General features: G+C 50.3%; 12 protein-coding genes and 1 pseudogene. 5 read left to right on the plus strand and 8 right to left on the minus strand.

The window, feature by feature from the left end:
* Positions 1 to 16: 16 nt before the first annotated feature.
* On the minus strand, positions 17 to 1225 hold the full coding sequence (locus GYM54_RS20615) for a hypothetical protein (protein WP_179484620.1): 1209 nt from the start codon (positions 1223 to 1225) through the stop codon (positions 17 to 19).
* A gap of 138 nt (positions 1226 to 1363) precedes the next feature.
* Between GYM54_RS20615 and GYM54_RS20620 the strand changes: the two genes are divergently transcribed.
* On the plus strand, positions 1364 to 1765 hold the full coding sequence (locus GYM54_RS20620) for a type II toxin-antitoxin system HigA family antitoxin (protein ID WP_197444495.1): 402 nt from the start codon (positions 1364 to 1366) through the stop codon (positions 1763 to 1765).
* A 55-nt stretch (positions 1766 to 1820) separates the two neighbouring features.
* On the opposite strand, the gene GYM54_RS20625 is transcribed toward GYM54_RS20620, so the two are convergent.
* From GYM54_RS20625 to GYM54_RS20635, 3 genes are all read right to left on the minus strand, one after another.
* Positions 1821 to 2138 (minus strand): histone-like nucleoid-structuring protein, MvaT/MvaU family, encoded by a 318-nt coding sequence (locus GYM54_RS20625; protein WP_197444774.1) that lies wholly within the window; start codon positions 2136 to 2138, stop codon positions 1821 to 1823.
* Between the two features lie 43 nt (positions 2139 to 2181).
* Complete coding sequence (locus GYM54_RS20630; protein ID WP_197444496.1) at positions 2182 to 3525, minus strand: FRG domain-containing protein; 1344 nt, start codon at positions 3523 to 3525, stop codon at positions 2182 to 2184.
* A gap of 295 nt (positions 3526 to 3820) precedes the next feature.
* Complete coding sequence (locus GYM54_RS20635) at positions 3821 to 4537, minus strand: hypothetical protein (RefSeq protein ID WP_197444497.1); 717 nt, start codon at positions 4535 to 4537, stop codon at positions 3821 to 3823.
* Between the two features lie 351 nt (positions 4538 to 4888).
* On the opposite strand from GYM54_RS20635, the gene GYM54_RS20640 reads away from it, so the two are divergent.
* A complete protein-coding gene (locus GYM54_RS20640; protein ID WP_197444498.1) occupies positions 4889 to 7180 on the plus strand; it encodes an AAA family ATPase in 2292 nt (763 codons plus the stop codon).
* 333 nt (positions 7181 to 7513) lie between these two features.
* Positions 7514 to 8883, plus strand: a pseudogene (locus tag GYM54_RS20645) (IS1182 family transposase).
* A 141-nt stretch (positions 8884 to 9024) separates the two neighbouring features.
* Here GYM54_RS20645 and GYM54_RS20650 read toward each other — a convergent pair.
* Positions 9025 to 9774, minus strand: a complete 750-nt coding sequence (locus tag GYM54_RS20650) for an inositol monophosphatase family protein (protein WP_231752137.1) — start codon at positions 9772 to 9774, stop codon at positions 9025 to 9027.
* Between GYM54_RS20650 and GYM54_RS21835 the strand changes: the two genes are divergently transcribed.
* Positions 9709 to 9915, plus strand: coding sequence for a hypothetical protein (locus tag GYM54_RS21835; protein WP_231752146.1), 207 nt, complete (start codon positions 9709 to 9711; stop codon positions 9913 to 9915). The two genes, GYM54_RS20650 and GYM54_RS21835, sit on opposite strands and share 66 nt — an antisense overlap.
* 299 nt (positions 9916 to 10214) lie before the next feature.
* On the opposite strand, the gene GYM54_RS20655 is transcribed toward GYM54_RS21835, so the two are convergent.
* From GYM54_RS20655 to GYM54_RS20665, 3 genes are all read right to left on the minus strand, one after another.
* On the minus strand, positions 10215 to 10400 hold the full coding sequence (locus GYM54_RS20655; RefSeq protein WP_219232603.1) for an AbrB/MazE/SpoVT family DNA-binding domain-containing protein: 186 nt from the start codon (positions 10398 to 10400) through the stop codon (positions 10215 to 10217).
* Positions 10401 to 10414: 14 nt separating this feature from the next.
* The gene (locus tag GYM54_RS20660) at positions 10415 to 10846 is read right to left on the minus strand and encodes a hypothetical protein (protein ID WP_197444500.1); all 432 of its coding nucleotides are present in this window, start codon (positions 10844 to 10846) and stop codon (positions 10415 to 10417) included.
* A 424-nt stretch (positions 10847 to 11270) separates the two neighbouring features.
* A complete protein-coding gene (locus GYM54_RS20665; RefSeq protein ID WP_197444501.1) occupies positions 11271 to 11708 on the minus strand; it encodes a hypothetical protein in 438 nt (145 codons plus the stop codon).
* 91 nt (positions 11709 to 11799) lie between these two features.
* Between GYM54_RS20665 and GYM54_RS20670 the strand changes: the two genes are divergently transcribed.
* Positions 11800 to 12081, plus strand: a complete 282-nt coding sequence (locus GYM54_RS20670; RefSeq protein ID WP_125862778.1) for a helix-turn-helix domain-containing protein — start codon at positions 11800 to 11802, stop codon at positions 12079 to 12081.
* Positions 12082 to 12232: the final 151 nt, after the last annotated feature.

A 12232-nucleotide genomic window follows, 5' to 3' on the forward strand; every position in this document is an offset into this window, starting at 1 on the left:
CGCCTGAGTGGCGCCTTCAATTTTCAATAGGCTTGCCCATAAGATGGCGCGCGGTTCGATACTCTATCGCGTACACGTCCATCACCGAAGTCACCAGCTCCCTCGGCCATCCAGCGCGCTGCAAATCTCGAATGATGACCGACATTGTCTCCGCGAAGCGAAGCATGCAGGCCCCCTCCCAATAAGCAGGTATGACGTCAGCCGGGAGGTCATCCCTTTCCTTGATGTGAAAATCAAAACATATCGTCACGAGGTCACGGAGCATTTGAAAGGAAGGTCGTCCTCCTTTGTGCTGTACCCAATTCCGAAGCAAGCGGATTCGTGATCCAGCCTCCATGCCGTCATGTGCAGCCCAAAGCTTCCCGAGGTGAGTGACAGGCCCTGGTCTTTTCTTTGTTGAGCCTGCAAGGGCTGCTAATTTTTCAAGTGCGGTTTGCATGGGGTTTGACCATGACTGAGTGGTTGGGCACCAGTTCGGTATTGCCCAGGCTGCACAAATGACATTCTGCGTGCCTTCCTGCACCTCGACCTCCCAGCTGGCCACCTGCGACTCTGCGGTAAGCCACGCGGCCAGCCTGAGCAGCGCCGCTAGAGCGTCGGCTGCCATCAGTTGAGCGAGAGGTTTGCTGCGAGCAAGCTCGTCATCGGCCAGCTTCGCAAGCTGGTCTGAAAATGATTGGCGGCTTACTGGACATCCCAGCTGAGCGACCACCTCAGACGAGTCGTACGCTTTGAGCCGGTCGCGCACATTAGGCAAAGAGCGAATCACTTGCCCACTGAGATCTGAGAGTGCGTAAAGCTTGTGCTTCCAATAATTCAGAACTGCGGGGTTAGAGCAACCCAATTCCAGGATGCCGAGCCAGCTTGTGATGGTAGGAACGCTAAAGCCCATTTCAATCTGAGCTTTAGTGAGCTCAGCTGACTGTCGAGGGAAAGGGAGAGCCCGGATGAACTTTTCTTGTGCTCTGATCGAGCATTTCTCTGCCTCTTTCGATAGGTGCTTGAGCGCTGTTTTGCTCGTCGGGAGTCCCTTGCGTAACCCTCTGGTCGCCTCCCACATAGAGCGGAGATTAACGTCTAACAAAGCGTACACTTTGTCTACAGAAGGCAGTAGTAAGGCTTCACGCATGCATACTTGCTTGTCACCAAATGCTGATAGGTATGCAGATATCTCGCTCTGGTCGAGCAGGTTGCTGCGTTCCTGCGTGCCTACTTTCGAATCCATTCGTTTGAACCTCCTAAGCGCTCAATTGGCGCGAAGCTTAGCCTTCTTGATCGAGGCCAGCGTTCCGTGCTGATAGCAGTAAGTGTTAACCCAGCATGTCCTGGATCATACTGAATGCAGCAAGAGGAGCGAGCAACCATGACTGAACTGATCAAGCAGGCCTGCGAGCACTGGCGTTACGTAGCCCCGTTGCTGAGCAAGCCAACGAACGAGGACGACTATGATGCTCTGGTCGAGGCCTTGGATGAGTTGCTGGGCTTGGTGGGCCATGATGAGAATCACCCTTTGGCTAGTCTTGCATCACGTGTCGGGGACATGATTGAAGCCTACGACGAGCTTCGTCGGCCGTTGCCGAAAGCAGGCGGGGCAGAGGTGCTGCGTTACCTGATGAGGGAGCATGGCCTGCGTCAGGGGGATCTACCAGAGATCGCTACCCAGTCAGTCATTTCCGAGGTGCTTGCTGGTAAACGCCAATTGAACGTGCGCCACATTCGTGCACTTTCGGATCGTTTCGGTGTTCCTGTGGATGCCTTTTTGTAAGACTCTCTAAAAAGAAAAGGGCCGCGGATGCGACCCTCCCAAGTAACCTGACCAGTTATTGCAGCCAGCTTTCGACCTTGTCGGCACCGTACTCAGCTTTCCAAGCCTTCAGCACCTTATGGTTGCCTCCCTTGGTCTCGACAACCTCGCCGGTTTCCGGGTTCTTGTAGCGTTTCAAAGTGCGCTCACGACGTGCGCCTTTCACAGGCGCTTCGGCACTTTTCCCTGCCATCGGATCAAGCACGGCGATTACATTACGCAGGGAGTAGCCGTATTCTGCCAAGAGATTGCGCAGCTTGGTTTCAAACTCAATTTCTTTTTGCAGCTTCCCGTCGCTTTCGAGAGCTTCCAGGCGCTTCTGCTGCTCCGCGATTTGGGCTTGCTAAACCGTCATGAATTTCGATTTGCCAGATTAATTATGGCTTTGATATTGAGGTGTGCCGATAGCTAAGAGCGTCCTCCTTCACCAATTCTCCATTTTTTAGTGCCTCATTAAGCATTCTAAGAAGCGAGAATTGCAGTTCATGCCGCAAATCATTGTTACAAGGGCACTGCTCCTTGTGGTGGATTTTCTCCCAGCCTTCATCACGTGACTTGTAGTACCACCCTCGATTTAGCCCGACACCCTCGACTACATTTCCAGGATGCTCTATGACAAGCCCAGAAATAGAAATACTACCATCCCCATCTATAGAAACATGAATGCCCTTTTCGTACTCATAGGGCCGTTGATCCTCTATAACCTTGATCAATCCATCTATCTCAATAACAAAGTCACCATGACGCTTGAGCGCTTCATCAACAAGACTTAGGTCAAAACCTTCATTAGTGCTCGCATAGTAAGAGAACTGTGGAAGCTTATAGAATGTCAGGGACTTAAAAGGACTATCCTCCCCCCCTCTATTCTCGGATACCCAAAAATTTTCAAATAATGTAATCTCAGGTGGGAGATGCTTTACAAATTTAGTGTCATAGTCAGGTATTTCTAGACCCCTTTTAAATGTAGGGATCGGAGAGTCAATCCGTATCCGCTCCCAAGGTAAAGCCAGCAGCGCATTCAAAATAAAGTCTTCCTCCTTTTGAGGAAATACATCCGTAACTTTGTCAAGCCCATGCTTCCTGCAATATGACCGTAAAATTTCGCCAGGCACCTCAATATGAGATATGACGGCCTGAGGTGGCAGCCTATCCTTTAAATTTCCGGCCAAGCATGCTTGTTGTGCTTCAAACCTTAGCCTACCTTCGCTTCCCCCAAGCAGGGTTAGATCATGCACTTTGACTTCTAGGCTCTCTAATGCCAGCTGATCGATTGTATAAATATGCCCACAACCATCAACTTCGCTGTATTTGGCCTCCTTATGTACAAGCCACACAGGATCTTCATATAAATCTTCCCCCATATGAATGCACCGACTTTCTTCGTACTGATTCGCAGCAAACCAAGCGGCAATTTGAGGGGACTTAGTTAAATCGACGTAGAATGATCTCCAGCCATAATGCTGCAAAATAGCCTGCGAGACCTCAAGGCTGATATCAAAGTAACCAGACCCTGAAAATGCCCTAATCATTGCCTTCGCATAGTGAGACCACTTAAACATAATGTCAGGCACGCATCCGTGCCGACTAAATGACGTTGGAATATTCACTAGGCCTGCATCATCAACATAGTGTTTCACTTGTCCGCGAAAAAAATAACCTGCGCTGTATCGAGCAAAGTGCATCTCAAGCGCTTCTAGGTTATCAATTTTAGACTCCAGCATAATTAAGACGCTCCTGGCTTGGCCTTGAGTAGTTCCAACTGGCGATTATATTTATGTCAATTAATTCCGTGCAAAAATCGGACAATGTGGCTTGTAGTTCAGAGCAACCAATTTCGGCCAGAAGCAGTCAGTCTGCGACAGGCAGAGTCGCCGCAGAGCTGACGCTCGGTAGCATCAATATCGTGGTCTGTCCCCGATTGTTATGCTTGGTCGAGACAGAAGGTTTCCGATGACCGTATCACACGATCAAACCTCAAGGAGTCCCCCGGCTAAGCCAGGGTACTACCTTATTTATTTATGGGGTATAGCGGTGGCTTGTTGTACCTTGATGACCACCACTTGGGAACACACTGCAAAAACAATTGCATGCAGTTGTCCAGAACAAATTTCCTGCATCATCTATTGCTTGCACCGCCCGCCATTTTGTTTTTGCGCTATTTCTGAAAGAAATATCTTTCATTTCGACATATCGCACAACATTGGCACGGTTCTCAGTGTCTGTTTTCTCTAGGAAGGCCGAGTCTTGGTACGGGGCGTGACTCTCGACAAACGTTCCATACAGTAGACATGGCCCCAATAAGTATTCGGCTCCAGTTTCATGCAGCACCTGTGCAAGCTCACGCAAAACATCGGGATGCCGTGCTATATCGAAGCTTGGACAAACTAGCAGCGCGGGATCAGAAAACTCAACAGGCATAAACACGTGGCCAGTTAATTGCCAGCTGTTTGCTACCAGCGCCTGACACTCAGATTTAGGTATTGCTTTGGTTTCAAGAGCAAAACCATCAGTATCAAACAACGCGCTCTCATACATTATTTCATCGTCGAGGATGTCATTATGCTTATGCAGCAGGCGAATACCAAGCTCGCCCTGCAATCTATACCTTTGAATGACAGATAAGAGCTTTCCTACAGTTTCTTCTTCGCCTAAATCCGCGAGAATCCTAGTAGCCTCGGAAATTGGGTTTAGCGCATTATATGAACGTGCATGCGCATAGGTGATTGCATCCATGGCTTTCTCCATCAATAATTGATCATTGGGAAGGGGCCAACAGCCGCGACGAGACGAACCCCAAATCGGAGTGTAGCTTGCGTTTTATCGGCTGTTGCCCTGTGGAGATGCCAGCCCGTCTCGATGGTGACATGGCAGTCGCTGACCAGCAGGGGGGGGGCATAGCGCAGTCGCGCCTGTAGGCGTCATAGTAACGAACAGAACGCCTAGCTATACCCCCCGCCATTCATAGATCGTAGCCAGGCAAATCCCTATGTACTACCTTGTAGACACCGGCCAGGGCATAGTCTTATTGCAGTCATCGATGGAGCTCGCCCGTACTCAAACCTGCCTCTGCCTACAGGGAACGTCATGCCAGTCCAAAAAATCGTTTCAATCAAAAACCACGGAATTCTCAGAAATATCGCAACCCCCAAGATTAATGACTTTGGACGATACAACTTAATCTACGGGTGGAACGGCAGCGGCAAGTCAACACTATCCAGTCTATTTCGTTCAATTCAGAATCGCTCTCTGAGTAGCGCTTTTCCAGATGCAGAGTTTGCGCTAAAACTAGATAACGGCAGCCAGATCACATCTACAAATCTAGCCGCTTCCAATCTCAATATTTATACATTCAATCGTGACTTCATAGAAGAAAACATCAACTGGAACGATGCCGTCAAAAGCATCCTTCTAGTTGACAAAGAGAAGATTGTCGAGCGCCAGCAACTCGAAACTCTTCGCGCCCAAAACAAATTGGATGAAGCTAATTATCTCAACGAGCAACAAGAAATCCAAAAGCTAGAAGCCGCAATTTCGAAATTTGGAACCGACAGTGCTAGACATATAAAAACAAGTCTACAGTCAATTGACACAAGTGATAGTTACTACCTGAATTATGATCGTCGCAAATTTGAACGATTCATATCAGAGAATCAAGCTGAAACTCAGGGTGGCCAGCCGATACTTAATGACGACCAGATACTAAAACTCATTAAAGCCGCCAAGCCTGATCAAAAAGCACCAATAAACTTCCAGGCAAAGACTATTGGCGGTGAAATATTAGGCAAGGCAAAAACGCGCCTTGATGAAATTCTCAAAACGAGCGTTGTGAGTCAAGTAATTACGCGCCTCGCGGAAAATCCAGATATAAAGTCCTGGGTGGAAACCGGATTGGCATTGCATAAAGGACATTCAGTCGGGAACTGTGAATTTTGTGGAAACAAGATTTCGCCAGAAAGACTTCAGAAACTCGATGCGCATTTCAATGATGAATACAAAACGTTCCAGTCCAGACTGAAAAGTGCAGAAGCATGGCTCGCAGCTCAATTTATAACTCCCCCACCCCTGCCAGCGGAAACAGAATTTTATGACGAACTCAGGCAACCATACATTGATGCATGTGCCGAATTTAGCACAGCCATCGAAACACTAAATATTGAAATTCAAGATTGGCAGAAGGCGCTCAACTCGAAGATTTCAAACCCACTTGATACTTCAATCACAATAACAAAAGTAAGCCAGCTAGCCATCAATACGCATAACAATGCTATTCAAAAGATTTCGGATGTGATTTTTCAACACAACCACAAATCGCAGAATTTCAAGCAGGAAACCACCAAAGCGAAGAAACAACTAGAACTACACTACACAACAAAGGAAATTACAGTCTTCGACTATCACAACAAAAAAAATGAAATCACATCTCGAATGAGTACCAACTCGCAGCTGTTGAGCAAAATTAACGCCCGAAGGATCGAAATCAATAAAATAGAAGATTCACTATCCAATGAAAGTCTAGGCGCCGATCAATTCAACTTGGCGCTTCATAGATTCTTAGGCCGGACTGAACTATCACTAAGCTTCAATCAAGCGAAAAAAGGTTACGTGATTCTCCGCAATGAAACGGAGCATGTAAAAGGCAATCTCAGCGAGGGCGAGAAGACCGCCATAGCATTCGTTTATTTCATCACTAAACTCAGCGAAAATGACAACGATATCACCCAAACAATAGTCGTTATTGACGACCCAATCTCCAGCTTCGACTCAAACCATTTATTTCATGCATATTCATATCTTCGTGCTAATTGTGAAAAAGCATCACAACTTTTTGTGTTAACCCATAACTTTACTTTCTTTAAGCTAGTTCGTGATTGGATAGCGCGCCTCAATACCAAGGCAGAAACAAATAATTCTAGATTTTACATAGTGCGCGCCAACAACGACACGCCACGATCCTCCACACTAAGTGATGCTGACAAAGCGCTGATTGCATACAACTCAGAGTATCACTACATATTTTCCAGGCTAAATGCACTCAAAAAGCAAGAGTCGTTAGAAACCGATGATCATTTTCTTGCTGCCAATCTTTCAAGGAAGCTACTTGAGTCATTTCTTACATTCAAATTTCCCAAAAACCGCGGGAACTTTGCCAGCCTCTTCAATCATGCAATTGGTACATCAGCCATTCTTGATGCAGACACACAAGAAAGGATCAGGAAGTTTATTAATCAATACTCTCATAGCGACTTCATTGATACTGATCATAACTTCGCCGAAAATGTCGCTGGCGAAAGTGTTGCAGTTATAACCGATGTATTCAGTTGGATTGACGAAATGGATAGCAACCATTTCCAAGAGATGATGGAGTCCATATCCTGAGGAGCCTCTGAAGTAGCCATGTATTTCTGGCTGACTTCAGTCTCCGCTGATTATAAAAGCGCCAATCGTTCAAAACGCTCAGATCAACGCTCATTTCTGTGTTCTTGGCCACCGCGAGCACCTCGCGGCAGCCTTTTCTCTCATCACGGACGCACCTCTCCTGCATTCGTCAATAAATATCGGCAGACCACGATATTGATACTAACGAGCGTCAACTCTGGGTCGACTCTGCCTGGCGCGACTGTCCGCTTCTGGCCGACTCTGTTGAAAAAGTAGCTGTCACCCCATGCCGTTGGCAAAATTGCTCTGTCAGCGAGCGTGGGGGCAAACAGCATGATGGGACAGTTACCGGGAGGACAGCATCGCCTGTTCTACTCGTTCAACCTGGAAGATCACGTCCCAGCCCAGCATCTCCTGCGTAGCATCGATCAGTGCCTGGATCTCAGTGATCTGCGCGCCTACCTGGCGGATTTCTATAGCCCCATCGGGCGACCCTCGATTGACCCGGAATTAATGGTGCGCATGCTGGTCGTTGGCTACTGCTATGGCATCCGTTCCGAGCGGCGATTGTGCGAAGAGGTGCACCTGAACTTGGCCTATCGCTGGTTCTGCCGGTTGGGTCTGGAAGACGAAGTACCCAATCACTCCACCTTCTCAAAGAATCGCCATGGACGTTTCCGCGACAGCGATCTGTTCCGCTGGTTGTTCAATGAAGTGCTGCGCCGCTGCATGGCGATCGGACTGGTCAAAGGCGAAGGCTTCGCTGTGGACGCCAGCATCATCAAGGCCGACGCTAGCCGCCAACGTGGCGTGGCGGGTGATGAGGTCGATTGGAACGATCCAAAGCTCAGCAGCCGCGCAGTGCGCGAGTACCTCGAAGCCCTTGATGAAGAGGCGCTGGCAGAAACTCTTCCCAAGAAAATTTCGCTCACCGATCCTCTGTCCCGTTGGACAGCAGCGCCAGGTGGGCCGGCCTTTTTTGCCTACTCCACGAATTACCTGATCGACACTGATCACGGTGTGATCATGGACGTGGAAGCTACCCCGGCGCACCGTACCGCCGAAGTCGATTCGACCAGGACGATGGTCGAACGTGTCGAAGCGCAGTTCGATCTCACACCGGAACGCCTTATCGGCGATACCGCTTATGGCACCGCCCCGATGCTGGCCTGGATGGTCGAAGAAAAGGACATCGAGCCGCATGTGCCGGTGTGGGACAAGACCGAGCGCAAGGACGACAGCCTCTCCAGTAACGACTTTCACTGGAATCAGGAAGCCAATGAATACCGCTGCCCAGCCGGTAAACCACTACGCAGTGAATGGCGCGCCTTCACCCATAAAAGATCGCGGGTGACCAAGGCAACACCATCATTTATCGCTCCAGCCAAACCGACTGCGCCACCTGCCCGTTGAAAGCGAAATGCTGTCCCAACACGCCAAATCGGAAGATCGTCCGCAGCATCCATGAGGCTGCCCGCGACGTGGCTCGACGCATCGCCAAGACACCGGAGTACCTCGTCTCTCGCTGCGAACGAAAGAAGATGGAGATGCTTTTCGCCCACCTCAAACGGATCATGAAACTCGACCGTTTACGACTGCGTGGCCTGACAGGTGCCACTGACGAATTCACTTTGGCGGCGACGGTGCAGAACCTGCGACGCATGGCCAAGCTTTTGCCTCAAGGGCCACCATTAACGGGATAGGTACGCCTGCTGCAAGCAGAAACCCTCAAATTAACCCCCAAACCTGAGCAAGGACGCTCAGCGAAACGCCGGAAGACAACTTGAAGTGGCTTGCAGCCACTTCGACAGCAGGCACACTTGATCGGCAGGCTGCCGCTGAAGCTACTTTTTCAACAGAATCGGCCGGGAGCTGACAGAGGCGGCGTCCATCCAAATCGTGGCTAGAAGTGCTGGTGCTGATACTTCGGGGCGGAGTTGGAGCAAGTTGAGCCATGGACGGGCCAACAGAGTTCGACATGCCTCACTCTGACCGCCAAAGCACTGCTCCACGGGGTAGGTGAATTCAGCTGATGCGGTATAGCGAATAGGCTTCCCGTCTTGATCGAAGATATCGGCACCTACTGCCTTGAGTAGAGCCTGGCCTGCGACAACGTCATGGGGCGAGACGGGGTATAAAGAAACGCCTGCGGCCCCATCACCAGCTGCGACTCGAGCAAGCCGATAGGCGATGCTAGGCATCGGTTCGCAGATTGCGGGGGTGCATAGGATGTCGTTCTCAGCGCGCTTGGAGGCTGCCGCCGTACTGACAAACACAACCGAACCTTGAAGGACGCGATTCGCACCGCACGGCTCAATGGCTTGGCCGTTACGAAGGAGCAATCGCATTCCTTGCTGCCAAGCAATGCAGTCTGGCCCACGAGGAGTGGCAGGTGCATATACAACACCAAGCACCGGTTCTCCCTCGTCCAGAAGCCCAACCGAGACTGCGGAGCCTGGTCGTCTAGCGAGAAAATCTGCAGTTCCATCATTGGGGTCAACAACCCAACAATAGCGATGCCCTGTCTGATGGCGCCCGGTCTCTTCCCCTACGAAATCGCAGTTAAGAATCTGTTCAAGACCTCGACGCAGCATGACCTCGATCTCAACATCGACCTCGGCCTTGTAGCCACTTCCACGCGGCCCACCCGGCCTTTGAAGCTCAGCGAGGATGAAAGCTCCAGCTTCAATCACCAAGTCGGTAACTCGGTAAACAATCCCGGCTTCGAGCATTAGCTTTCATCTCTGGGTGAGGTTTGACCAAAGTTGTCCAGTTCCTCCTGAACGTCATCAAACATCGTGTGCACTAGCCGCTCGCGGCGAAGACCTGAAAGGCATCGACCAAAACATCCAGAGCAAAGTACGACTTTGTAGCCCTCCCCAGAGTAGAGCGGACTCGAGACAAGAGCGCCACATGGCATGTCCTTGGTGCTCACGACAGGAGCATCGCAGACACTACAGAGTTGAATTGGTGTGCTCATAGTGCGTTCACTCGCTGTAGGGGAGGCCAGTCTCAAGCTCTCTGCAATGCACCTTCAGGCGCCCTGAGAACTATCCCGAATGGGTGTAAGCACTAAATCCTTCCCGACAAGCTCGAGGTTTAGCTTGTCTCCAAGCCGCAATCCCATTGCCTCAAGCACCTCTGGAGGAATCTCCACGATCAAGTCGCCGCTACCATCACCTGCGTCGTGGCAAACCGCAGTCCTGTTCGTGTCGCTCATGCATTGCCTCCGGTTTACGGGCGAATGCTATAGACGATGTCATCGCGCACTTTCTTGTAGCGACCAACGCCAAGCAGGACGTAAATGGTGCTCCTGGTCTCGAAAAAGCCATCGCCTTCATACCTCTGCTGCAAGGAGCTCCTCACCCAATAACCCGGTGGAAAACGTCCAGCTGAGTCTTCGACTACTTCATTAGCGTGGATAAGCCGAGCTACGAATCCGTCAGCTTCAATTTGCTGACGCGCTTCATCCGACATCTCTAACTCGACGAGAGTCCAGTTCTTGACCAGGCAGTACTGCTTCTTTGTATTTCGCCTGTGTAACTCGTGCACGATTTCGTCCCGGCTCAGATCGGTGCCGTTGATTGTGGGAGCTTTGCCATACAGGAAATCTGCGATTTCGAGTGCTTTTTGGTTTCCACTAATGTCCAGAAATTCGAGCTTCATGGCGTATCTCGTAGTGATTTGAAAGGCATCTAGTGAAGCTGTCTGGATGTCATAACGATGCTCGACTTCATCAGGCGCTGAAGAGCCATAAGCGAGGGGAGTCCAACGTGCCGCTTAAAGGTAACCACGACGTACAATGAGTTGACTGTTTTTATAAGCCATCGGTCGTCACTACGGCGCAGGCCGATGATGTCGGATGTTCGTATTAGATGGCCGTCGGCAAACCGCCCCGTACTTTCCCTTCGGGCATGTTGATAGCTGATCCCAACAGCGGCGTTAGCTATCACAAACGCATCTACTAGAAAGCCCGTCACCGGAACCGGATAGCTCGACTTCAAAGCATAGGCCAGCTGTCGTTTTGCATAAGGCGAAATCGACCGATGTGTCTCTGGAATCAAGGTCGTGTTCAACATGTGTGCTCGAGTCAGCTGAGATTTGTGTAATACACGGTTTTCTGGTTTGTCAGCTCCAGAATTTCAGCTGGCGTCCGCGAAGGGTCGTAGTAGTTCTTACCTTCATGCGTCACATAGATATGGATCAGCTCGTTGTCGACTGATCTGGCTATGTCAATTTGTCTGATAGGTTCAAGCAGCCACCGTCCCGCGCCGTTCATCCACGCTGGGCTCATCAGCTGAAGCTCGCCGATGCGTGCATCAGGAGTTTTCAAGTTGGCCATTTCAAGGAAAGTAGTCAGGTCATTGGGCATGACGGTCTTTGTGTATTCAATGCCACCCTCTGTCACCTTCACCGTTGCGTGAAGCCACGGGCTCGAGATTTCGCGCTCAACGAGCCTCCAGTGATGATGGTCGGGCCCATACACGGGCGCTAGGTTGTAGTAGGCGCTCTCGTGGGTTTTGAACATTAGACAGCTCCGGATAATGAGTGCAATACCTTGTAGTGCAATTGCACTCATTCTGGCTCCATCCTTCCTTTTGTGCAATGGGAAGATTGGGATGGAGTACAGGCAGGCGCTGGGCTTGAGCTTGCGGAGAGTTCGCAAAGCTCGCGGGCTCACTCAAGAGGCGTTCACGTCCGTCAGCAGCCGGACGCACATGTCGGAGCTCGAGAGAGGAGTGATAGGGATTACGGTCGAGAAGCTGATAGAGATAGCCGAGGTAATGGGAGTGCATCCCCTCACAGTGCTACTCGACTCGTTCAGTAGCTACGAAGGAGTGATGCCAGAGAAACTTTTAGAACAAATTGTCAGAGAGCATAACGAGCTTAGGGGTGGTTAAAGGCTCGATCAGGTCGTCAGTTTGCGAAGCTTTTATCGCTCATCTTTATGCCGCAGGAAGCCTGGCTAGGTCGAGGCGCCAGAGACCGTGCGCCTGGGGTTTGAGCGTCAATCTCGCCCGGCTGACGCATTTATCAAGGAGCTGTCTACCG

This window comes from Pseudomonas sp. MTM4 (assembly GCF_019355055.1).
Classification (GTDB): domain Bacteria; phylum Pseudomonadota; class Gammaproteobacteria; order Pseudomonadales; family Pseudomonadaceae; genus Stutzerimonas.

What these genes read in the sequence shown, in the direction of transcription:
- GYM54_RS20615 (WP_179484620.1), bottom strand. Translation starts at nt 1,225, where the DNA reads ATGGATTCGAAAGTAGGCACGCAGGAACGCAGCAACCTGCTCGACCAG.
- GYM54_RS20620 (WP_197444495.1), top strand. Translation starts at nt 1,364, where the DNA reads ATGACTGAACTGATCAAGCAGGCCTGCGAGCACTGGCGTTACGTAGCC.
- GYM54_RS20630 (WP_197444496.1), bottom strand. Translation starts at nt 3,525, where the DNA reads ATGCTGGAGTCTAAAATTGATAACCTAGAAGCGCTTGAGATGCACTTT.
- GYM54_RS20635 (WP_197444497.1), bottom strand. Translation starts at nt 4,537, where the DNA reads ATGGATGCAATCACCTATGCGCATGCACGTTCATATAATGCGCTAAAC.
- GYM54_RS20640 (WP_197444498.1), top strand. Translation starts at nt 4,889, where the DNA reads ATGCCAGTCCAAAAAATCGTTTCAATCAAAAACCACGGAATTCTCAGA.
- GYM54_RS21835 (WP_231752146.1), top strand. Translation starts at nt 9,709, where the DNA reads ATGGCGCCCGGTCTCTTCCCCTACGAAATCGCAGTTAAGAATCTGTTC.
- GYM54_RS20650 (WP_231752137.1), bottom strand. Translation starts at nt 9,774, where the DNA reads ATGCTGCGTCGAGGTCTTGAACAGATTCTTAACTGCGATTTCGTAGGG.
- GYM54_RS20655 (WP_219232603.1), bottom strand. Translation starts at nt 10,400, where the DNA reads ATGAGCGACACGAACAGGACTGCGGTTTGCCACGACGCAGGTGATGGT.
- GYM54_RS20660 (WP_197444500.1), bottom strand. Translation starts at nt 10,846, where the DNA reads ATGAAGCTCGAATTTCTGGACATTAGTGGAAACCAAAAAGCACTCGAA.
- GYM54_RS20665 (WP_197444501.1), bottom strand. Translation starts at nt 11,708, where the DNA reads ATGTTCAAAACCCACGAGAGCGCCTACTACAACCTAGCGCCCGTGTAT.
- GYM54_RS20670 (WP_125862778.1), top strand. Translation starts at nt 11,800, where the DNA reads ATGGAGTACAGGCAGGCGCTGGGCTTGAGCTTGCGGAGAGTTCGCAAA.